At 65.5% G+C, this 20,663-nt stretch carries 17 protein-coding genes and 1 riboswitch; of the genes, 8 read left to right on the top strand and 9 right to left on the bottom strand.

From position 1 onward, the window contains the following. Positions 1-36: 36 nt before the first annotated feature. Positions 37-1,605, top strand: a complete 1,569-nt coding sequence (locus tag ACZ0AJ_RS04010) for an alpha-amylase (RefSeq protein ID WP_499452832.1) — start codon at positions 37-39, stop codon at positions 1,603-1,605. A 144-nt stretch (positions 1,606-1,749) separates the two neighbouring features. Beyond that, the gene (locus ACZ0AJ_RS04005; RefSeq protein WP_499452831.1) at positions 1,750-2,436 is read left to right on the top strand and encodes a response regulator; all 687 of its coding nucleotides are present in this window, start codon (positions 1,750-1,752) and stop codon (positions 2,434-2,436) included. A gap of 212 nt (positions 2,437-2,648) precedes the next feature. On the opposite strand, the gene ACZ0AJ_RS04000 is transcribed toward ACZ0AJ_RS04005, so the two are convergent. Together ACZ0AJ_RS04000 and ACZ0AJ_RS03995 are read right to left on the bottom strand one after the other, a co-directional pair. Beyond that, positions 2,649-3,344, bottom strand: coding sequence for a hypothetical protein (locus tag ACZ0AJ_RS04000; protein ID WP_499453970.1), 696 nt, complete (start codon positions 3,342-3,344; stop codon positions 2,649-2,651). Next, a complete protein-coding gene (locus tag ACZ0AJ_RS03995; RefSeq protein WP_499452829.1) occupies positions 3,344-4,183 on the bottom strand; it encodes a MipA/OmpV family protein in 840 nt (279 codons plus the stop codon). Before ACZ0AJ_RS03995 ends, ACZ0AJ_RS04000 begins: the two co-directional genes overlap by 1 nt. A 351-nt stretch (positions 4,184-4,534) precedes the next feature. Between ACZ0AJ_RS03995 and ACZ0AJ_RS03990 the strand changes: the two genes are divergently transcribed. Then, a complete protein-coding gene (locus ACZ0AJ_RS03990) occupies positions 4,535-5,854 on the top strand; it encodes an ATP-binding protein (protein WP_499452828.1) in 1,320 nt (439 codons plus the stop codon). Beyond that, positions 5,851-7,074 (top strand): MFS transporter, encoded by a 1,224-nt coding sequence (locus ACZ0AJ_RS03985; protein WP_499453967.1) that lies wholly within the window; start codon positions 5,851-5,853, stop codon positions 7,072-7,074. Before ACZ0AJ_RS03990 ends, ACZ0AJ_RS03985 begins: the two co-directional genes overlap by 4 nt. A gap of 45 nt (positions 7,075-7,119) precedes the next feature. Here the strand turns inward: ACZ0AJ_RS03985 and ACZ0AJ_RS03980 are convergent, their stop codons facing one another. The 7 genes from ACZ0AJ_RS03980 to ACZ0AJ_RS03950 form a co-directional block, all read right to left on the bottom strand. Then, a complete protein-coding gene (locus tag ACZ0AJ_RS03980) occupies positions 7,120-7,449 on the bottom strand; it encodes a hypothetical protein (RefSeq protein ID WP_183550134.1) in 330 nt (109 codons plus the stop codon). Next, entirely contained in the window at positions 7,446-8,108 is a 663-nt protein-coding gene (locus ACZ0AJ_RS03975; protein ID WP_183550131.1) for a thiol:disulfide interchange protein DsbA/DsbL, read from the bottom strand. Before ACZ0AJ_RS03975 ends, ACZ0AJ_RS03980 begins: the two co-directional genes overlap by 4 nt. Before the next feature lie 150 nt (positions 8,109-8,258). After that, positions 8,259-10,226 carry a TonB-dependent receptor gene (locus ACZ0AJ_RS03970; RefSeq protein WP_499452826.1) on the bottom strand — a complete coding sequence of 656 codons (1,968 nt, stop codon included), beginning with the start codon at positions 10,224-10,226 and terminating at the stop codon, positions 8,259-8,261. A 68-nt stretch (positions 10,227-10,294) separates the two neighbouring features. Then, a riboswitch (cobalamin riboswitch) is annotated at positions 10,295-10,533 on the bottom strand. 25 nt (positions 10,534-10,558) lie between these two features. Beyond that, the gene (gene ylqF, locus ACZ0AJ_RS03965) at positions 10,559-11,506 is read right to left on the bottom strand and encodes a ribosome biogenesis GTPase YlqF (protein WP_258836163.1); all 948 of its coding nucleotides are present in this window, start codon (positions 11,504-11,506) and stop codon (positions 10,559-10,561) included. Positions 11,507-11,802: 296 nt separating this feature from the next. Beyond that, positions 11,803-12,993 (bottom strand): hypothetical protein, encoded by a 1,191-nt coding sequence (locus ACZ0AJ_RS03960; RefSeq protein WP_499452825.1) that lies wholly within the window; start codon positions 12,991-12,993, stop codon positions 11,803-11,805. Position 12,994: 1 nt separating this feature from the next. Beyond that, positions 12,995-13,837, bottom strand: a complete 843-nt coding sequence (locus ACZ0AJ_RS03955) for a hypothetical protein (RefSeq protein ID WP_499453963.1) — start codon at positions 13,835-13,837, stop codon at positions 12,995-12,997. A 135-nt stretch (positions 13,838-13,972) separates the two neighbouring features. Next, positions 13,973-14,905 carry a histone deacetylase family protein gene (locus ACZ0AJ_RS03950; RefSeq protein ID WP_499452823.1) on the bottom strand — a complete coding sequence of 311 codons (933 nt, stop codon included), beginning with the start codon at positions 14,903-14,905 and terminating at the stop codon, positions 13,973-13,975. Between the two features lie 217 nt (positions 14,906-15,122). On the opposite strand from ACZ0AJ_RS03950, the gene ACZ0AJ_RS03945 reads away from it, so the two are divergent. Genes ACZ0AJ_RS03945 through mltB form a run of 4 tightly spaced genes read left to right on the top strand, consistent with a single transcriptional unit; the run spans position 15,123 to position 20,255 of the window. Then, positions 15,123-16,043 carry an AAA family ATPase gene (locus tag ACZ0AJ_RS03945; RefSeq protein ID WP_499453961.1) on the top strand — a complete coding sequence of 307 codons (921 nt, stop codon included), beginning with the start codon at positions 15,123-15,125 and terminating at the stop codon, positions 16,041-16,043. After that, positions 16,043-17,035: a DUF58 domain-containing protein gene (locus tag ACZ0AJ_RS03940; protein ID WP_499453959.1), complete on the top strand. Its 993-nt coding sequence runs from the start codon at positions 16,043-16,045 to the stop codon at positions 17,033-17,035. Before ACZ0AJ_RS03945 ends, ACZ0AJ_RS03940 begins: the two co-directional genes overlap by 1 nt. Further along, on the top strand, positions 17,032-19,047 hold the full coding sequence (locus tag ACZ0AJ_RS03935) for a transglutaminase TgpA family protein (RefSeq protein WP_499453957.1): 2,016 nt from the start codon (positions 17,032-17,034) through the stop codon (positions 19,045-19,047). Before ACZ0AJ_RS03940 ends, ACZ0AJ_RS03935 begins: the two co-directional genes overlap by 4 nt. Further along, a complete protein-coding gene (gene mltB / locus ACZ0AJ_RS03930) occupies positions 19,044-20,255 on the top strand; it encodes a lytic murein transglycosylase B (RefSeq protein WP_499452820.1) in 1,212 nt (403 codons plus the stop codon). Before ACZ0AJ_RS03935 ends, mltB begins: the two co-directional genes overlap by 4 nt. Positions 20,256-20,663 lie beyond the last annotated feature (408 nt).

Below are 20,663 nucleotides of genomic sequence, written 5' to 3'. Positions count from 1 at the left end.
GGAATCAACGTGGAATTCATCCGAACCAGGCAATTGGTGCACCGTCTGCCCCGCGCAGCGCGTCTCTCCAGCATCGCCTGCATCGCCATGGCGTTCAGCACGCCAGCGGCCGCAGCCGACTTCAACCCTGCCGATACCTCGGTACAAATGTTCCGCTGGAAATGGAACGACATCGCCAGGGAGTGCACGAACTGGCTCGGGCCACAGGGCTACGGCGCGGTGCAGATCTCGCCACCCCATGCATCGCGCAAGCTGGACTTCTGGTACGACGTCTATCAGGCGGTCAATTACACCAGACTCGACAGCCGGATGGGCACGGAAGCCGAGCTGCAGGCCATGATCAATACCTGCCATGCTGCCAAGGTGCGCATTTACGCCGACGTGGTCGTCAACCAGATGGCCGACGGCGCTGGTACCGGCACGGCCACCGACGGCAGCAGTTGGAATGCCGCCACGCAAAGCTACCCCCATTTCAGCGCCCCCGACTTCCATGCCGCCTGCGTGATCCAGGGTGGTGACTACAGCCTGGCCGACCGCACCAAGGTGACGAGCTGCCGCCTCAACAACCTGCCCGACCTGAATACCGGCGCCAGTTATGTGCAGGGCCAGATCCGCAACTACCTGAACAAGCTCGTGGCCATGGGCGTGGACGGTGTGCGGCTGGACGCCGCCAAGCACATGGCGCCGGGCGACATTGCCGGCTTCCTCAATGGCGTATCCCGGACGACCCGAGCCGGTGAGCCGTTGTGGTTCACGCAAGAGGTGATCCCGGACAGCGGCGTCAAGGCGAATGCCTATCTGGCCACCGGCTCGGTGAACGAGTTCCATTATGTCTATGCGATGAAGGAAATGTTCCAGAATGTGAATGGCGCCGCCGTGGCGGACTTGCCCAGGTTTATGGGGTCGCCAAGCGCCGGATGGGGCGGGACCTGGGGCTTTATCCCCAGCGACAAGGCGACCGTGTTCATCAACAACTGGGATTCCGAACGCGGCGAACACGCGCCGAGCTCGCTCGTGGCCAGCAACTTCACTGGCGTTCCCAACGATACGCAAGGCACCAAGCGCTACCAGCTGGCCAATGTCCTGATGCTGGCCTGGCCCTACGGCGCAGCGCAAGTGCATTCGGGCTTTCGCTTTACCCGCAGTGAGCAGCCACCGCCAGCCGCCAGCCCGTTCGACGCGAATGGCAAGCCGCTCATCAACCAGGCCTGGGACTTCATCCACCGCTGGCCCGAGATCTCGAACATGGTCGGGTTTCGCGCTGCCACATCGGGCCAGGGCGTCGACAGTTTTGTCACCGGCACCCGCAACCAGATCGCCTTTTCGCGTGGCAACAAGGGCTTTGTCGCGATCAATAATGACCAAGCGGCCTGGACCACGACGCACGCGACCGGCCTGCCGCCTGGCACCTATTGCAACGTCATCAATGGCCAGCTCAATGCCGCTAAAACAGGTTGCAGCGGCGACGCCGTGGTGGTCCCGGCCAATGGCGTCATCAAGTTCACGCTGGGCAGCGTGAATGGCGCGACCGTGCCGGCGCTGGCACTGCATGCCAACCAGAAGGTTGGCGCCAGCGCGTCACGCAGTAGGAATGGTGCCAACTGAGGATCGTGTGCGCGCCTTGATCGGACCACCGGGCGCATCTGATGCGCCCGGTTGTCGTCAAACTGTAATGACTTGTCTCGCTTCTCGCAGGTTCTGCCATTCCGGCATGCTGCCCGCTACAATGACAGACCGAGGAGAAATTGAATGCACCGTGTAATGTTGGTGGAAGACGATGCGCGTCTGGCCGAGCTCGTCTCCGAATACCTGTCCAGTTACGAGTTCGCGGTTGACCTCGTCACCCGCGGCGACGTCGCGCTCGAGCGTTTCAAGGAACTCTCTCCCGACGTCGTGATCCTCGACCTGATGTTGCCGGGCCTGGACGGTATGGTCGTGTGCCGCCAGATCCGCGAGCACTCGGACGTCCCGATCCTGATCCTGACCGCGCGCGAAGATTCGTACGATGAAGTATCGGGCCTGGAACAAGGTGCTGACGATTTCGTCAACAAGCCAGTGCAGCCGCGCGTGCTGCTGGCGCGCCTGCGCGCCCTGATGCGGCGTGCCCAGGCCAAGTCGGGCGTCGATTCGCGCATCCTGCAATTTGGCGCGCTGCGCATCGTCACGAGCGACCGCAGCGTCGTCTGGCGCGGCCAGCCGTGCATCCTGTCGAATACCGAATACAAATTGCTGCTGGTGCTGGCCGAGGCGGCCGGGCGCGTGCTCTCGCGCGACGCCCTGCTCAAGAAGATGCGCGGGATCGAGTTCGATGGGCTCGACCGCAGTATCGACAACTGCATCTCCAAGCTGCGCCGCAAGTTCGACGATGCCGATTCGGAAAAGATCAAGACGGTGTGGGGTGAAGGCTACCTGTTTTCGCCATCGGCCTGGAATTGACGGCACCCCCATAAACACAAACCTGCCGCGGCAGGTTTTTTTACGTCTGGCGGTTCACAGCCGGGGTCAGGTCTGACATTCGGACACGGCCTCAGCCTTAGCCACTTCCAATAGTGTCTTAACCAGTATGAGCATGACCCGGTGCCAGCTAGTTCCGACTACCTGATTGTCGAGCTCGTGTCCGAATGTCAGACCTGACCCCCGCTTTTCACTTATTCGAACACCGGCACGATCGCCAGCGGCGCGTGGTACGTCACGACCTGGGCCGCGTCCGCTGGAGCGAAGCGGTAGCTGACGACCGGGAAATCGTCATCGACGTCGCCGGCGAACGCCGGCGCGCGCGTGACCGGTAAGACGGTCTCGGCGCTACCGGTCCGTACCCGGGCGCCGGCATCGACGCTCGTTTTTGAAAACACGAGCCGCACGCCCACGCACGCCTGGCTGCGCGCCGAGGCATCGGCGTGACGGGCAAAGCCCAGCGCCTGCTCGCAGGCGGCGCGCAGTTCGGTCGCGTCATACGAGCCGTCGGCGCGCAGCGCCAGCGAGATGCGCGGGCGCACCGTGAAGCCGCCCAGCGGCCGGTTGGGCGCCAGCACGGCGTTCTCGTCGTAGGCGGCTTTCAGCAGCGGCAGCGTCGTGCGGCCCAGCGGATCAAGCGCCAGGCTGGTCTGCAGCGTGCGGCCCTTGATCAGCAGGCTCGCGCCATCGCCCAGCATCCCTTTGGCACGCGGGCGCACCTGCAGCTGATTTTGCAGCAGATGCTTGGGGCCGCCGTATTTGTCGAATACCACCATCGCCCGGTAGGCATCCCGATAGCTCACCCAGTCGTCGCCACGCGCCTGCGCGACGGCGATGCCTGCCGTCAGCAGCAGGGTCACGCAGGCGGAGAGGTGTACGCGTTGCATCATCAGAAGCGGTAAGCGAAGGCGGTCGAAACCGTCACGTTGGTGGGCCGCTCGACGAGCGGGCTATGGCGAACGCTGCCGGTCAGGCGCGTCGCTTGCACGTTGGTGGTGAGCATCCACGACGGACCGAGCGCCCAGTTCCAGCGCGCGCCGACGTGCACATCCTTCAGGCCGCCTCCGGGGCGATACACGGGGTTGTCGCTGCTCCAGGCATCGTTTTCGTTGACGCCGAAGTAACTCTGGTTGTAGTCGCGGTTGACCAGCGTGACCCCGGCATGGAACGACATCGTGTGCTGCGGCGCAATGGCCACGGCCAGGCGCTGCACGCCCAGCGTCATGCGGGCACCGTCGCGCTCGCTACCGGAGCCGATCAGCACACTGCTGGTGAGACGCCACGCTGGATTCAGGTAATAGTTGAGGAAGGCGCCGCCTTCGAGCCGGGCATCGACGTCCGGCATGCCGGCCAGCGGATTGTCGCGCCGCATGCGCGCCGCCAGCGGCATCATGGTCGCCACGCCAACGCCATCGACGATGCCGCCCGAGCCGGACTCGTCGCGGCTGGCGTGGAGCGATACCAATGGACCGAATTCAAGCGTGGGATCGGTCGACAGGTGCATCCCGGCGGTCATGCCGGAAATGAATATCCCATTGCTCCACTGCACCTGCAGCACTGGAAGAACCGAGGTCTTCGTGTTGGCCGCGCCCTCATAGCGCGCCCGTGACACGGCACCCAGCCCCGCATACATATCGTGGCTGCCGTCGGGCATCGGGTTGGTGGCCGGCGTCTGCGCGCTCGCAACACCACTTGCTGCAGCGAAGGCCAGGGCGAAGAACTGTTTCATCGTGACGGGGTTCCGGGAGTTCGTGTGCTGATATTTTACGTCGAGCAAGCTTCGCTCTCCCAATCGCATGATGGCAACGCAGACGCTTTCGCTCTGGCACAAATAAAAAAACCCACTGACACTTGCGCATCAGTGGGCAAACGGAAACCCTGATGATGCGACTGATGGTAAGCGTTGCGCCGCCGTGAATCACCCTTCAGATGTCCACCAATTGTCGTCAATTTGTAAGCCAGCGCGCGTGCGCCGGCGTGGATGCTGACGGTTGCGCCCTTGCCGCTGTACAATCTCCGGCTCAGGAGAAACCATGCTTTTGGCCGCGCTTCATCACCGACAGTCACCCGGGATGCACCCGTGAACCGGCTATTTTTCCGGTTCTTCGTGGTCGTCATGCTGTCGATCACGGCCGCGACATTCCTCATCTACTTCGCCTTCGCGCGTCTGTTCGGCGATCCGCTGGAAGACATTGCACGACGCCAGGCGGCTGGCCAGATTTTCCTGATCGAACATTATGTGGACGAAGCGCCCGGCGACGAGTGGCTCACGCGCCTGAACAATGTGCGCGAAGTCTCGCCGGTGCGCTACGACCTGCTGCCGCTGGCGGCCGCGCGCGCCCGGCTGGACGACACCCGGCGTGCCGCGCTCGATCGCGGCGCGATCGTCCTGGACATCGGCGAGCGCGCCCTGTACCGGCGCGTCGACCTGGCGGGCGAGCGCTATATCGGCAGCAACGACGACGTGCTGCATGCGCAGAACCTGCCGATCGATATCGGCAAGGAGCTCAAGAAGGAGCTGCTGCGCTTCGTCATCGTCGCCCTCGCCCTGCTGCTGCCGATTGCCCTGTGGTCGCGTTCGCACTGGCGCGCACTGCAATCGCTGTCACGGATGGCCGACGAGTTTGGCGCTGGCAAGCTGTCGGCACGCGCCCGGCTCGCCCCTTCCGAAATCGTCTACCCGCTGGCCGAACGCATCAACAATATGGCCGGACGCATCGAAGCGCTGATGGGCGCACAGCGCAGTCTGCTGCATTCGGTCTCGCACGAATTGCGCACGCCAATTGCGCGCCTCGAATTCGGCCTCGAGTTGCTGGACGCGCGCGCCAACGACCCCGACCTGCGCCGCCGTATCGCCGCGATGGAGGGCGACGTGCGCGAGCTGAACGACCTGGTCAGGGAGCTGCTCGATATGAGCAAACTCGACAGCGCCGGCACGCTGCAGGGCGCCACGGTGGATCTGGACGCGCTGCTGCGCGACTGCTGCGCGACGCTGCCACCGTCGCCCCAGGACGTCAGTTGCCAGCTCGCGGACGGGCTCGGTACGATCGACGGCGACGCCCGCCTGCTCGCACGCGCTGTCGGCAATCTGCTGCGCAACGCCCAGAAATATGCCAGCAGCCGGGTCGTGCTGTCGGCCACACGGGGACCAACCGGCATCGAGATGACTGTCGACGACGACGGTCCCGGCATCCCCGAAGCCGAGCGCGACAAGGTGTTCGAGCCGTTCTACCGGCTCGACCGCAGCCGCGACCGCGCCACCGGCGGCTTCGGACTCGGCTTGTCGATCGCGCGCAAGGCGGTGGTCCTGCATGGCGGGACGCTGGACGTGGCGACGTCCGGTCTTGGCGGCGCGCGCTTCGTCGTGCGGCTACCGCTTTCCCTCGGAGTTCCCGCATGAATCAACGCTTCCTGATCACGACCCTGTGTGCGCTGGCCTTGCTGTCGACCGTCGGCGCCTCCCTGCCCTACCCGATGCTGGCGCCGCTGTTTGCCGACGGCAGCATCCATGGCCTGAACAGCTTCCTCGGCCTGCCACCCAAGCTGTTGCTGGGCATTGCGCTGATGATCAATCCGCTGGGCCTGCTGATCGGCAGCGCGGTGCTGGGGCCGCTGTCCGACGGCTTCGGCCGGCGCCGCGCGCTGCTGCTGACGACTGTGGGCGCGGCGCTCGGTCACCTGCTCACGGCCGCCGCGATGGTCATGGAATCGTACCTGCTGTTCCTGGCGGCGCGCTTCTTCACCGGTCTGCTCGAAGGCAATGGCGCCGTCATGCGCGCGCTGGTGATCGAACGCGTTAAAGGGCCGCTACGCAATCACGCACTGTCCTGGCTCAATGGTGCGTTTAACCTTGGCTGGCTCGTCGGGCCGCTGCTGGGCGGTTTCACGATGGCGTACGGCGCAGAAGTCCCGTTCGGCATCGCCGCAGTCGCGCTGCTGTTGGGCACGCTCGGCGTGTTCCTGACGATCCCGGCGACGCCACCGGCCACGCACGGCCTGCGCTGGTGGACCGTCGCACGGGAACGCCATGCGCTGACGCTGCTGCGCCACGGGCCGCTGCGCACGCTGTTCATCATCCATCTGGGCTATTGCTGTGGCGTCGCGTCGCTGTACGAATACTTCCCGTTGTGGCTGGTCGATGTGGGCGGCTACGATGCACGCCAGATTTCGCTCGTGAACATGGGCATGTGCGCATTGATGACCACGGCCGCGCTGTTCGCTGGCCATGCCAGTCTGGTCGAAGGCCGCCTGCGCGCCGGCTGGTATGCGGCGGTGGGCGCCACGGCCATCCTGTGCGTGGGCTTTGGCAATTTGTGGATCGGGATCGCCGGCATCGTCCTGTTCGGCGTGCCGCACGCGTTCTACAACACGGCGCTGCAAACCTGGTCGGCCGATACGTTCGCGGAGTACGGCCAGGGTTCGGTCATGGCGCTGCTGTCGACCATTTTCTGCCTGGCCAATATCCTGATGGCGCTGTTGGGCGCCGTGCTGACGCTGATCGACACGCGGCTGGTGCTGGTCGTCGGGGGTGTGCTGGCGGCGTGCGCCTCGGTGGCGCTGCGGCGCTGGAGTGCAAGCGCCCGGGCCCAGGCCGGGCCTGCGGCGACGCCGGTGGAATGAAAAACGGCGTCCATCGGACGCCGTTCAACTTGCTACCAACAACCTTTACTGCCCGACATTACTCGGCAGCGGACGCACATTCGTCACCGCATGCCACAGATGCTGCCACCAGTGATCGCGCGAATTGACCGTGACGAGGCAGGCCTTGTCGACACCGGACTTGAATACCATGTCGGGGCACTTGTTCGTCGCCAGCGCATGACGCTGGTTTTCGGCATTGACCAGCGCGATGGCGAGCCAGATGGCCACCAGGGCGAAGATTGCCGCCAGCGACCACGCGACATGGTTCACGCGGCTGGTCTCAAACAGCTCTTCCTCTTTGGGCCGTGACCCTTCGTAGATCTTGAGGATGTCGCGTTCGACGTCGTTGGTCATTTGGTCTGGGCTGCCTTCGTTACCAGTGCATCGAGGACCTGGCCAGTGGCCGTCATCAGCTGGCCCATGTCCTGGATCTTGTTCGATTGTGCCACAGTCGCCGGCGACACGACGTATTTACCATCGATGACGACGGTCGGCGTGCTGCTGGCCTTGTACGCTTCGGCAACAGCCGGCAGACGCTTGAGCTTGGTCTGGACGCCGAACGAGTTCCACGCTTCCATGAACTTGGCCTTGTCCAGCCCGTTCGAGGTTGCCCAGGCGATGATGTCCTCGTCCTTCATCAGGCGCTTGCGCTCGACGTGCACGGCGCGGAACACGCGGTCATGGTACTGCTCCAGCTTGCCCATGGCGTCGAGCGTCAGGAACAGTCGTGCTTCCGGATCGCTCGGGCCCTGGAACGGCAGCGGGATGCGGCGCATCACGATGTTGTCGCCCTGCTTCTTGATCCATGCATTGAGCGTTGGCTCGAACGCATTGCAGGCGCCGCAGTGGTAGGCGAAGAATTCGACGACTTCGACCTTCTTGCCGACGGTCTGGGTCGGCTGCGGCGCGGCCAGCACGGTGTATTCGGAGCCGACGCGTGGATCAGTCGGCGAAGCATTGGCGAAACCGGCAACCAGGGCGGCAGCAACGAGGGCAAAACGCAGAGTGCGCATAACATCCTTCCACATATATGATTGAGCGAACGATCGCGAGATTACCACTTTTTGCCCCTGCCCTGTCTGCAGGGCGCGATTTATTGCATTTGCTTACCGCTGAAACATGCATGCAAATACATCAGCCGTCCGCGCCGGGCAAAACATGGATCAGAAGTCGTAGCGCAGCGACACCTTGAGCTGGCGGCCATCGCTCGGGTAGATCCCGGCGCGGCAGCTGAACGCATAGCTGTAGTGCTGACGATCGAGCAGGTTCAGGCCCGACACCGACGCTTCCCATGGGCCGAAGCGGCGCGCATAGCGGGCGTCGACCGTCGTGTAGGACGGCACGCGGGCGTCGCAGCTGTTGGCGAAGTCGTCGCCAAATCGCTGGCTGGCCACCCACTGCGCGCCGATATCGGCGGTCTGGCCATTGCCCGGTGTCCAGGCCAGGCGCGTCGTCACGACGTGCTTGGGCACCAGCACCATCTCGCGGCCGGCGTTCGGACCATCGCGGAACTCGGACTGCACGTACTGCCAGGCGCCCGTCAGGCGCAGGTTGTTCGCCAGAAGCGCGTTACCTTCGACTTCGACACCCTGGCGGCGGGTGGGGTCGAGATTGGTGTTGATGCCAAAGCCACCGGCGAGCGTCGGATCGAAGAAGATTTCGTTCGTCAGGCGGTGACGGAACACGCGGGCCGTGGCCTTGCGCGCGTCGTTGCCGAAGGCGACGCCCAGTTCGAGGTCGCGCGAGGTTTGCGGCGCCAGCACGTCCGTTGTGGCGCGGTACGAGTTCTCGTCGATATTGGCAATGCGGTAGCTGCGGCCAGCCTTGGCGAACACGGTTACTTCGCGCGCGACGTCGAAGCTGCCTTCGACCGTGAACGCGTTGACCGACTGCCCGGTGTCTTCCGGGGCGGTGAACGCGAGCGGGTCGGCGTACTCTTTGTCGAAACGTTCATGGCGCGCGCCGACGGCCAGGCGCGCGTTGTGCGGCGCGTTCCAGGTCAGCTCGTCACGCACGTAGATCGCCTTGGACTCCTGTTTCGCGTCGCCGGCCGAGAAGCTCGACGTGACTTGGCGATCCCAGCGGGTCAGGTCGATGCCGGTGACGAATTCGTTGCGCTTGTCGCCAAGCGTGGCGGTATGGCGCAGACGTGGCGAGAACTGGGTCTGATCGGCCTGGTAGCGCGAGGCCGATGGGAAGCCCGAGAACACATACGTCGAACCGACATCGCGCTCGCGGTGCGACAGCTCGGCTGCCAGTTCGATGGCGCCGATGCGGTGTTCAACGAAGGCGCTGACACGGTCGGTGTCGAGCGAGCCGAAGTCATCCGGCGTATTGCTCTGGGTCGGGTTGGCCTGGAACTGTGCCTCGTTCAGCGAACCCGGCAGGCGCGAGTCCGAGCGCGAGCTCTCGAAGCGCAGGCCGGCACGGCCGTTCGCGGCGTACGCATATTGGACGCCGCCGCTGAAGCTCGTTTGCTCGTACTTGTTATTGTCGCGGTAGTTGTCGGTGCGGCGGTCGGCCACGGCGGCGTCGAACGACCACGGGCCGGCGCCATGCGCGATCGAGGCGCGCAGGTCGAGCGCGTCAAAGCGCCCGCCTTCCACGAACAGGGTGCCGCGCGTGCCGCTGCCTTGCGGACGGCGGGTGAATATCTGGATCACGCCGCCGGTGGCGCCATCGCCGTACAGCACGCTGCTGCCGCCACGGGTGATTTCAATGCGCTCGACCGTGTCGACCGGGATGCTCGAGAGCACCGTATTAGCCAGCTCGTTTTCATTCAGGCGCACGCCATCGACCATCACCACCACGTTCTGCGCGCTGTTGGTGCCAAAACCCCGCAGGTCGAGGCTGAAGTCGGGCGAGCCGTCCAGGCTCTGGCGGCCGAAGACGCCGCCGATCTTGCGGATGGCGGCATTGACATCGGCCACGCCAGAGGTGCGGATCTGGTCAGCCGTGATCACGGTGGCGCCGATTGGTGTGGCGGTGGCCGGGAAGCGGGACGCGGTGACGACGACCGGCGCCAGCGTTTCCTGCGCAGTAGCGTTGACAGCGATGGTGGCGAAGGTGGACACGGCGAAGGCGCACGCCACGGCGAGGGGCGCGCGGCGCGCGGGAGCTGCAAAAGTCATGATGAGTGTGTTCTCGGTAAAGGGCGCCCCGCTGCGTCCCCGCAGCCTGGCGTCGAAGGAAGCGCATCGCGCTTCCACCTGTCCTGGCCGGTATCCGGGCTGGCAAGCGGACGCCCTCACCTTCCTGTCGTGCGGACAGTGGTTATCGAGATTGTCTGCCGCGGCGCAGGATGTGCGGACGCGGCGCTTGTTGACCGTTGCGGGGGCAGCACACTTCCAGGACGGCGCGCAGCGCAGCCCTGTCGTGTTTCCCGTTTAACTTCGCGCGCTGGAATGCGCGCGAGAGCACCAAAACGGCGCGATTATACCGTGTCGGCACGCGCCCTGGCAGGTCAGCTGCCGCGCTTGCCGCGCGACTGCTCTTCGAGCTTGGCAGCGAGCTTCTCGGCGGCCAGACGGGCTTTCTCGGCCACTTCGGCTGCGTGCAGGGCCAGGCTGGCTGCGCGCGAATCCGGCGTTTCCAGGCTGATGCGCCCCAGGGCGCCCTGGCGGTAATCCTGCAGCAGCGAGTGCGCTGCCTTTTCGTAGTCGTATTCGCCGCCGCGCACGCGGAAGCCCCGGCGCATCGCCACGCCTTCGATGACGCCCACGCCATCCATGCCCTCAGTTTTCAGGCCGTAGCGCGCGGTGAGCAGGTGCGGGTAGCGCTGCAGCAGCAGTTCGCCCAGGTATTCAGCAACTTCTTCTTCGACCAGCGCATTGGTGCCAATGGCATGGCTGGCTGCCAGCATCAGGCCATCGGTGGCCATGGCAATTTTTGGCCACAGCATGCCGGGCGTGTCGACCAGCACCACGTTCTTGTTCAGGTAAAGGCGCTGCTGGACCTTGGTCACGGCCGGCTCATCGCCCACCTTGGCCACGCGTTTTTTCAGCAGTGCGTTCATCAACGTCGACTTGCCGACGTTGGGGATGCCCATGATCATGATGCGCAGCGGTTTCGTTGGCACGCCGCGGTGCGGCGCCAGCGACAGGGCCAGATCGGGGATGCGGGCGACGTCGGCCGGCTTCTTGGTCGTCATCGGGTAGGCCGTGACACCATCCTGCGCATCGTAATAGGCTTTCCAGGCGGCGGTAGCGACCGGATCGGCCAGGTCAATCTTGTTCAGGATCTTGAGGCTGGGACGCTGGCGGAACTTGCGCAGCTGGTCCACCAGTGGGTTGCAGCTCGCCTCGGGCAGGCGTGCATCGAGGACTTCGATCACCAGATCGATGTTCTCCATCTGCTCGGCCGCTTCCTTCTTGGCCGCGTTCATGTGGCCCGGGAACCATTGTATCGACATGCTGTTGCTTTCTTTATCTTTCGTTCAGGGTGCTATTTTACGCTGGTGGCGCACGCGAGCGTGGCGAACCCGCCACAGCTGGTCTTTCTCTTGCGCATGACGTTGAGCCGTTGCAACACTGTTGACATATTCGGCGTGCACACTTGCCCTTGGCCACGCACGGTGGCGGGCCGCCAGCGGAGACGACATATGCGCGCACGGGACAGACTGAAACGATCGATGGTGCGCTGGTATGGCGTCGGCTTGCTGTGCTGCGCCATCGCGGTGTCCGCGCTGGTCGAGTTGCCGCTGGTGCCTTACTGAACCAGCCCCGGTTCGCTGCAGTCAACGGGCGGCAAGGTGGCCGCCGGATCGAACGCCGCCAAGCGTTCGCGCGCTGCCGCGCGGTCTTTCGCATACTCGGCCAGGTAGCGGCTGCGCTCCTCGCTCTGCCATACGTGATCGGGCACGCCGGCCAGCAACAGCGTGCGGCTGACCAGCACGGCGCCCTCGCGGCGCGCCAGCAGCAGCCGGTCCGGGTCGGCGTTCTCACGCAGCAGATAACCTTCGACATCGCGCAGCACAAGCGGCAATGGCGGCGCAGGGTCGGCGTCGTGCAGCAGCTTGCCGTGCACGCGCAACGCTACCGACTGCGTGCCCTGCCCCAATAGTTCGTTGAAGCTCGCCAGCGCGAACGGGCGGCCCAGCGCATCGTCGATGCGGCCACTGACCACGTAGCGGCCAGCCAGGCGCACATCGAGCGGCAGCGTGAACTCGAGCGCGTCCGCGCCGATCGCTTCACGCGGCGCGCCCGTCCAGATGGCGGGCAGCTCGGGTGAATGGATCACATCGAACAACACGACACCCGCGCGGCCATTGACGCTGAAGCGTACTTCACTACGGATGGTGCCGTGAAAGCCCGCCAGTGCACTCGCCTGCGGCGCGAACGTGGCGCGCCAGTAATCGCCATCATCCTGCGAAAACGCCAGCGTCACGCGGGGCGCGGGGCGCGCTCCCTGCGCGACCATCCCCTGGGCCAGCGCGCGCGTGACCACCAGCGGCAGTGCGGCGCCGTGCGCGTCAACAGCGCGCAGCGACAATTCGACCGTTTCGCCCGCCGCCAGGTAGACGCGCGACTGCGCGGTCTGCACCAGCACGCCCGGATCGCTGTCGCCGCCGTCGACACGCATCGGGTTCGATTCGCGCACCGGCTGGTTCGGATACAGCTGGTCGGGATGCTGCGCGGCCGGACGCGAAGTGTGCGGGTAGCGGGTGTGCTGCAGGTAGCTGCAATAGGTGTGCTGCGTTAATCGGACCTGCCCGGCAAGCTGGCGTCGACGCGCAGTACGGTCGTCGCCGGCAGGATTCATGACCGGCACCGGACCGAGAAAATGCAGGCCGGCCGGTGGCGCCGCCGCTGCACGTGGCAGCGCCGGATCGTCCTGGTGCCAGAACAGCCCGACCACGAGCGCAGCGGCGACGACCAGCGCCAGCCAGACATGGCGCAAACTAATTGGCCGTATCGACCATCGCTTCACGCATGACTCCGATGATGCCAGCCCAGTTGCCGTCGCCATAGTGATTGAAGCGTTCGCCGTCGTCGCGGAACACGACCGAGTGCCAGCTCCACTTGACGCTGCCGCCCTGGTTTGGCGCGGTGCCCAGGCGCAGGTCGTCGCACAGCCAGTCGCCGGGATTACACAGCGAACGGCCCGCATTGCCGGCCACGCCGCCGCTGCTGTGATACGCCACGACCTCGTCGTCCTGGCCTGGCAGCACGAACGAGTACGCGGTGCCACGCGCGCCCGCGTAGCGATAGAACCAGACGTTGCGGGTGTCGTTGTGGTTGTACATGGCGCGCGCGGTGCTGGTCTTGAGGTCTTGCACGAGCGGCTCGGAGGTGGTCCAGGCGCCGACGTTGGCGAGCTCGGAGCCGCCCGCCGCGCCAGCTGCGACGCGCACCCATTTGAGGTTCCAGCCGGTCTGCACGCCACCGCTGGCGGCGCACACGCCGCTGGCGTTCGCGCTGGCGTTCGTCACGGTGCGTGCCGAGCCGCCGTAATTGGCCAATGTGTAGCCAAGCAGCAGGTCGCCCGCGCTGTAGGCGGCGATGTAGCACCAGTTCTGGCCCGTGCAGAAGCAGTCGAGCGCATCGCGCACGCGCCCGCTTTGCGAGGCAATGCTGCTGCGGCCATCCCAGTTGACTGCCTGCTTGTTGATGCCGGCCGGGGTAGCGCCCGGCCCCAGTAGCGAAAGTCGCTGTAGTTGCCAGGCGCGCCGCCGCTGCTGCGGCCATTGATCCAGAGCGTGTAGTTGGTGGCGCCCGCCACGGTGCTGGCCAGCAGCAGGCACAGGGTGCAGAAGATGTAGAGGGCGTACGGGATGCGGCGGGGGTTCATGCTGGTCTTCTCGCTCATGCTGGTCTCCTCGTTGCCCGGCGCGTGCCGGTGCTACGTTAGAGAGCAGAATACCGCTGTGGTTCCCCGACTATTCGAGATCGGCCAGCACCTTCAGGTGCGCCACCACGCTGCGCGCCAGCGACGACAATTCGTAGCCGCCTTCGAGACAGCTGACGATCCGCCCGCCGGCGTATTCGTTGGCCACCGCCACGACCTGCCGCGTGATCCACGCGTAGTCCGCCTCGACCAGCCCGATGCCGCCCATGTCGTCGTCGCGATGGCCGTCGAAGCCGGCCGAGACAAAAATCATCTGCGGCTTGAAGGCATGCAGCGCCGGCAGCCACTGCTCCTGCACCAGCTGGCGCACGGTATCACCCTCGCAGCGCGCCGGCACCGGTACATTCACGCAGGTGGCGGTAATCGGTTCGGGCTCGGTGTACGGAAAGAACGGGTGCTGGAAGAAGCTCGCCATCAGCACGCGCGGATCGTCACGAAACGCGTCGGCCGTGCCGTTGCCGTGGTGGACATCGAAGTCGATGATCGCCACGCGCTTCAGGCCATGCGCCTCGAGCGCGTGGCGCGCGGCAATGGCCACGTTATTGAAGAGGCAAAAGCCCATCGGCTCGGTCGGCGTGGCGTGGTGGCCTGGCGGGCGCACCGAGCAGAAGGCATTGGTGACCGTGCCGGCGATAACGTCGTTGGTTGCCGCCACTGCGGCGCCGGCCGCGCGCAGCGCCGCCTGGTAGCTGTGCTGATTGAGCGACGTGTCGCCATCGAGCGGGTAGTAGTCGCCCGGCGTCGTGGGCACATGGTCGCGCACCAGCGCCAGCGCGCCCGCCGTGTGGTTGCGCAGGATCTGCGTCGTGTCGGCCAGCGGCGCACTGCGCTGCTCGATCAAGCCATCCAGGCGCGCCAGGATCAATTGGTCGTCGATGGCCCGCAGGCGCGCCGGGGACTCGGGATGCCAATCGCCCATTTCGTGCCGCAGGCAGTCGGGGTGGCTGTAAATCGCTGTACTCATGATGCTCGGTCTCCGCCTGTGCTCATCCATTCACACCTTGCCGCGCCGTTCTCGCATAGAATCCCTTGGGACGGCTTGTTGCTGTCGACGTATGAAGATTGCCAATGACGCTAATCTACCACGGCAGGCCGCAGCGCTGCTGTGCCGCCTTGTCAATCATGCCATGCGTGCCAGGTCCGCCGACCTGTTTCATGTACCGAATAACGTAAAGCCAACCATGTTCAACAAATTGCACGCCGTCGCACGCCAGGTCAACGAGGTGGTGGTCGGCAAGGACCAGCAGGTACGCCTGGCCCTGACCTGCCTGCTGGCCGGCGGCCACCTGCTGCTCGACGACCTGCCGGGCGTCGGCAAGACCACGCTGGCGCACGCGCTGGCCATTTCGCTGGGCCTGCGCTTCAACCGCGTCCAGTTCACGAGCGATTTGCTGCCGGCCGACGTGGCGGGCATCTCGATCTACGAGCGCGAAAAGAACGAATTCGTGTTCCACCCGGGCCCGATCTTCACGCAGGTGCTGCTGGCCGACGAGATCAACCGCGCCACGCCCAAGACCCAGTCGGGCCTGCTCGAAGCCATGGAAGAACACCAGGTCTCGGCCGATGGCGTCACGCGCGCCCTGCCCGAGCCGTTCTTTGTCATCGCCACGCAGAACCCGGCCAATCAGGTCGGCGTGTTCCCGCTGCCCGAGTCGCAGCTCGACCGCTTTTTGATGTGCCTGACGCTGGGCTACCCGGACGCCGCCGCCGAACGCGCGCTGCTGATGGGCGAAGACCGGCGCGCGATGCTCAAGACCCTGCAGCCGGCGATGCAGGCCGCCGAACTGGCCGCAGCCCGGCACCAGCTGCGCACCATCCACGCATCCGACGCCCTGATCACCTATGTGCAGGCGCTGGCGCAGGCATCGCGCCAGAACGGCATGTTCGCCGAGGGTCTGTCGCCACGCGCCGCGATCGCGCTGCTGCAGGCCGGGCGCGCCTGGGCTGCGCTCGAAGGGCGCGATCATGTGATCCCCGAGGATATCCAGGCCGTGCTGGTGCCGGTCTGCGCGCACCGCCTGCGGCCATTGCGCGCCGCGCACGGCACGGCGCTGGCCAGCCGCGACCTGGTGCTGCAACTGCAAAAGGCGGTCCCGGTCTGATGGCGCTGGCGCTCCGGGGCTGGTTGCGCCGCACGACCGGCACATGGCTGCCGCGCGGCGGCGCGCTCGATGCGGGCGAAGTGGTCATCAGCCAGCGCCGCGTGTTCATCGTGCCATCGCGCGCGGGCCTCGGGTTCGTGCTGCTGCTGGCCGTGCTGCTGGTCGGCTCGGTCAATTATGGGCTGGGCCTGGGCTTCGGGCTGACCTTCCTGGCTTTGTCGTGCGCACTGGTCGACATGGTCGCCACCTACCGCAATCTGGCGCAGCTGCGCCTGCAGCAGGGCCGCACGGCGCCCGTGTTTGCGGGCGAGGTCGCGCAGTTCGAGCTGCATGTGATCAACCGCACGCGCCTGGCGCGCTATGCCGTGCGGGCCGACTTTGCCGACTGGCCCGAGCCACGCCACGTCGCCGACATCGCCGCCGGCACGCAGGCCACCGTCACGCTCACGCTGCCGACCACCGCGCGCGGCTGGGCGGCGCCGGCGCGCGTGAAGCTGTCGACGCGCTTTCCCCTCGGCCTGTTCGTCGCCTGGAGCTACTGGCGGCCGGCTGCGCAAGTGCTGGTCTACCCGCGCCCCGAAGACGGCGCGCCCGGCCTGCCGCTGCAGGGCGGCGGCGGCAACAGCGTGCGCACGGCCGGCCATGACGACTTTGCCGGCGTGCGCAATTACCAGGCGGGCGACTCGCCGCGCCAGATGGCCTGGCGCCAGATCGCGCGGCTCGATCCCAGCATCGGCGGCCAGCTGGTGACCAAGCACTTTGAAGGCGGTGGCGGCGACGAACTGGTGCTCGACTTCGACCGCCTGCCACGCGACCTCGACCTGGAACTGCGCCTGGCACGCCTGACGCGCTGGGTGCTGGACGCCGAAAGCCGCGCCCTGCCCTACACCTTCCATCTGGGCCCCGTGCGCATCGACGCCGGCAGCGGCGCGGCGCACCAGGCGGCGTGCCTGCGCGCGCTGGCCTTGTATGGCATCGAGGGCCCCGCATGAACTTCCTGCGTACCCCACTGCCGCGCGACAAGGCCGACACGCTGCTACTACTGGGCAGCGCGGTGCTGGTGCTGGCGCCGCACGCGCTGCACCTGCCGTGGTGGGTCTCGCTGCTGTGCGCGGCCACGCTGGCCTGGCGCGCCGCCATCACGCTGCGCGGCAAGCGCATGCCCAAGGCCATCGTCCTGCTGCCGATTGCCATTGCCGCCATGGTCGGCGTGCAGTTCAGCTACGACACGCTGCTCGGCAAGGATGCCGGCGTGGCGATGCTGGTGCTGCTGGTGGCCTTCAAGATGCTCGAGATGCACGCGCGGCGCGACCTGTTCGTCGTGGTGTTCTTGTGCTTCTTCCTTGTGCTGACCAACTTCTTTTACGCGCAGGGGATCGGCACGGCGGTCATGATGATCGCGTCGGTGCTGCTGCTGCTGGCCACGCAGTTGTCGTTTCAGTTCACCGGCGCCGTGCCGCCGCTGCGCACGCGCCTGGCGATGGCCGCGCGCATGCTGGTCTTTGCCGCGCCGATCGCGATCGCGCTGTTTTTCGTGTTCCCGCGCATCCAGGGCCCGCTGTGGAGCATGCCAGGCGGCCCGGGCGCCGGCACCTCGGGCTTGTCGGACCAGATGGCGCCGGGCCAGATGTCGAACCTGGCGCTATCTGAAGAACCGGCGTTTCGCGTGCGCTTTTTTGGCCGCCCACCGCTGCCGCCTCAGTTGTACTGGCGCGGTCCCGTGCTCGACGCCTTCGATGGCCTGACCTGGCGCCGGGGCGAGAACACCGCATCGGGCCGCAACCTGCGCCTGTCGGTCGGCGGGCCGGGACTGGAATACGAAGTCACGCTGGAACCATCGCAGTCGCGTTGGGTGTTCGCGCTCGAGATGCCGGGCGAATTGCCCGTCGTGCCGGGCCACGAGCTGCGCATCTCGCCACAGTTCGAACTGACGGCCGACACGCCGCTGGCGAGCCGCGTACGCTACCGCGCCAGCTCGCACGTCGAGTATGCGCTGCAGCGCGGTCCGGCACTGGCGGACACCAATCGCTGGCTGTTGCTGCCATATGGCTTCAACCCGCGCGCACTGGCTGCCGGCATGGCCTTGCGCGCGCTGGGCGACCCCGCGGCGCGGGTCGACGCCGTGCTGCGCCAGTTCCGCGAGCAGCCGTTTGAATACACGCTGGCCCCGCCGCTGCTCGGGCGCCATACGGTCGACGAATTCCTGTACGGGACGCGCTCGGGCTTTTGCGAACATTACTCGGGCGCGTTCGTGTTTCTGATGCGCGCGGCCGGCGTGCCGGCGCGCGTGGTGACCGGCTACCAGGGGGGCGAACTCAATCCCATCGACGGCTTCATGACGGTGCGCCAGTCGGATGCCCACGCCTGGGCCGAAGTCTGGATCGCAGGCCGCGGCTGGCTGCGCGTCGATCCGACGGCGGCGGTGGCGCCGGAGCGTGTGCAGTCGGGGACGAACCGCGCCACGGAGCGGCCGGCGCCATTCGGCATCGACGCGCTGCGCGGCGTGAACCCGTTCGGACTGCAAGCCGGCGCCTGGCTGGCCGGTGTGCGTAACGCAATGGGCGCGCTCAACAATGGCTGGAACCAGTGGGTGCTGAACTACACACCGGAACGGCAGCGCAGCGTCGTGCAAGGCTTGCAGGACAAGTTGCTCGGCTGGCCGTTCGGCGTCGCGCTGGTGCTGGCCGGCCTGGCCTGGTGGGGCATGAAGATTTTACGCCGCCGTCGCGAAATCGACCCGATCGATGCTCTATACTCGGTCTTGTGCAAGCGACTGGGCCAGGCCGGCCTGCCGCGCGCACAAGACGAAGGGCCCAGCGCCTACGCGGCGCGCATCCTCGCCACCGATGCTGCTACCGCCGCCGGCGCGCAGGCCTTGAGCCCGCCCGCCCGCGAGGCCGCCATCGCCTTCCTGCGTCGTTACAGCGCCTGGCGCTACGCCGCGCCCGCAGCCGATCCCCGGCTCCACGCCACCTTGAAACGTCTATTGTCGCAAGTCAGATGAAATTAATTGTTACCCTGTTTGCCGCGCTCGCCCTTGTCGCCAGCGCGCATGGCGATGCGCTCGCCGCCCCTTCTTCCGACAGCCAGGCGCGCAGCGCACAAGCCAAGACCAAGGCCGCGAAAGCCAAGGCCGCAGCGAAAGCCAAATCAACGAAAACGAAATCGTCCAAGGCGCGCAGCACGGCCGTCAAGGCCGCGCCAGTTGTTGCAGCCGGCGCCGCTGCCGCGAGCGTCGTCGACACCGACAACGAGCACGTCAACTTTCTGGAATGGCAACCGGTGCGCGAATTCATCGATGGGATGGTCGCGCAGCACGGCTTCGAACGCGCGGCGCTCGAGACGCTGTTCGGCCAGGTGCGCTACATCGATACGGCCGTGCAACTGGTCAAGCCGGCGCCACCGGGCAAGCCAAAGAACTGGCAAGCCTACAGCGCCCGCTTCATCGAGCCGATCCGGATCCGTGCCGGCGTGCGCTTCTGGGACGAGAACGCCGAGGCGCTCAAGCGCGCCGAAGCGGCCTATGGCGTACCAGCCGAGATCATCGTCGGCATCATCGGTATCGAGACCATCTATGGCCGCGACACCGGGCGCTTCCGCGTGCTCGACTCGCTGACCACCCTGGCGTTCGCCTATCCGGATTCACCGAACCAGGCTGCGCGCCAGGCGTTCTTCCGCGATGAGCTGGCCAACACGCTGGTGCTGGCGCGCGAGCGCGGCTACGACCCGTTCTCGCTGCTCGGCTCGTTCGCAGGCGCCGTCGGCTTGCCGCAATTCATGCCGAGCAATATCCTCAAATATGGTGTGGACTTCGACAACGATGGCCGCGTCGATCTGCGTGGCTCCAGCGTCGATGCGATCGGCAGTGTCGCCAACTTCCTGATCCAGCATGGCTGGAACCCCGAGCACCGTGGCCCGACCGCGTACGCCGCCGACGTCTCGCCAACGCGCGGCTGGGAATCGCTGCTCGGACTCGGTCTGGAAGCGACGCTGAAACCGGAAGCGCTGCGTGCTGCGGGCGTGGTCACCAGCACCCCGCTGCCGGCGGAGAACCTGTACGGTTTGATCGACCTGCAAAACGGCGCCGAGCCGACCGAGTACTGGGTCGCCAATGATAATTTCTATGCCATTACCAAATACAATCGCAGTTATTTCTATGCAATGTCGGTCGTGGACCTGGGACGTGCGGTGCGGGCTGCCCGGCCGGAGTGAGGCATATCGCGCTCACTTTCCGAGCGGGAAAGTTTGTAATCCTTTGTAACAAGTTTCCTGCCAACTTTCAATATTGCTGATCAGCACTCGCTCGCATACCCCCCAGGGGTATGCGCAAGTATCTTGCAATTATTCGTACTAAATATATTACGAATGTAGTCATACTCCCCATTTTCTTTCCATTAAGTCAGCAATTCCCATACTGTGCGGCATCAAATGCTGGATGCCCGTACACTACTCATTAATCAAAAAACAATAGTTGTTTCACGTGACTATATGAGAGAATTGCATTGCGGCTATTGTTGCAAGTAGACAACGATAACCGAATCGAAAGAAACGATTCCGGCTTGCTCATGAGTATCGGTATCGAAATAGTTGTACAATTGAATAGAAATTTACGAAAGTAAA

Source organism: Telluria sp. AC161, from assembly GCF_979258535.1.
This window is presented reverse-complemented; position numbering and strand designations above follow the sequence as displayed.

Excerpts from the sequence above, each read along its gene's own strand:
- ACZ0AJ_RS04005 (WP_499452831.1), top strand. The coding sequence starts at position 1,750 with ATGCACCGTGTAATGTTGGTGGAAGACGATGCGCGTCTGGCCGAGCTC.
- ACZ0AJ_RS04000 (WP_499453970.1), bottom strand. The coding sequence starts at position 3,344 with ATGATGCAACGCGTACACCTCTCCGCCTGCGTGACCCTGCTGCTGACG.
- ACZ0AJ_RS03995 (WP_499452829.1), bottom strand. The coding sequence starts at position 4,183 with ATGAAACAGTTCTTCGCCCTGGCCTTCGCTGCAGCAAGTGGTGTTGCG.
- ACZ0AJ_RS03985 (WP_499453967.1), top strand. The coding sequence starts at position 5,851 with ATGAATCAACGCTTCCTGATCACGACCCTGTGTGCGCTGGCCTTGCTG.
- ACZ0AJ_RS03980 (WP_183550134.1), bottom strand. The coding sequence starts at position 7,449 with ATGACCAACGACGTCGAACGCGACATCCTCAAGATCTACGAAGGGTCA.
- ACZ0AJ_RS03975 (WP_183550131.1), bottom strand. The coding sequence starts at position 8,108 with ATGCGCACTCTGCGTTTTGCCCTCGTTGCTGCCGCCCTGGTTGCCGGT.
- ACZ0AJ_RS03970 (WP_499452826.1), bottom strand. The coding sequence starts at position 10,226 with ATGACTTTTGCAGCTCCCGCGCGCCGCGCGCCCCTCGCCGTGGCGTGC.
- ylqF (WP_258836163.1), bottom strand. The coding sequence starts at position 11,506 with ATGTCGATACAATGGTTCCCGGGCCACATGAACGCGGCCAAGAAGGAA.
- ACZ0AJ_RS03950 (WP_499452823.1), bottom strand. The coding sequence starts at position 14,905 with ATGAGTACAGCGATTTACAGCCACCCCGACTGCCTGCGGCACGAAATG.
- ACZ0AJ_RS03945 (WP_499453961.1), top strand. The coding sequence starts at position 15,123 with ATGTTCAACAAATTGCACGCCGTCGCACGCCAGGTCAACGAGGTGGTG.
- ACZ0AJ_RS03940 (WP_499453959.1), top strand. The coding sequence starts at position 16,043 with ATGGCGCTGGCGCTCCGGGGCTGGTTGCGCCGCACGACCGGCACATGG.
- ACZ0AJ_RS03935 (WP_499453957.1), top strand. The coding sequence starts at position 17,032 with ATGAACTTCCTGCGTACCCCACTGCCGCGCGACAAGGCCGACACGCTG.
- mltB (WP_499452820.1), top strand. The coding sequence starts at position 19,044 with ATGAAATTAATTGTTACCCTGTTTGCCGCGCTCGCCCTTGTCGCCAGC.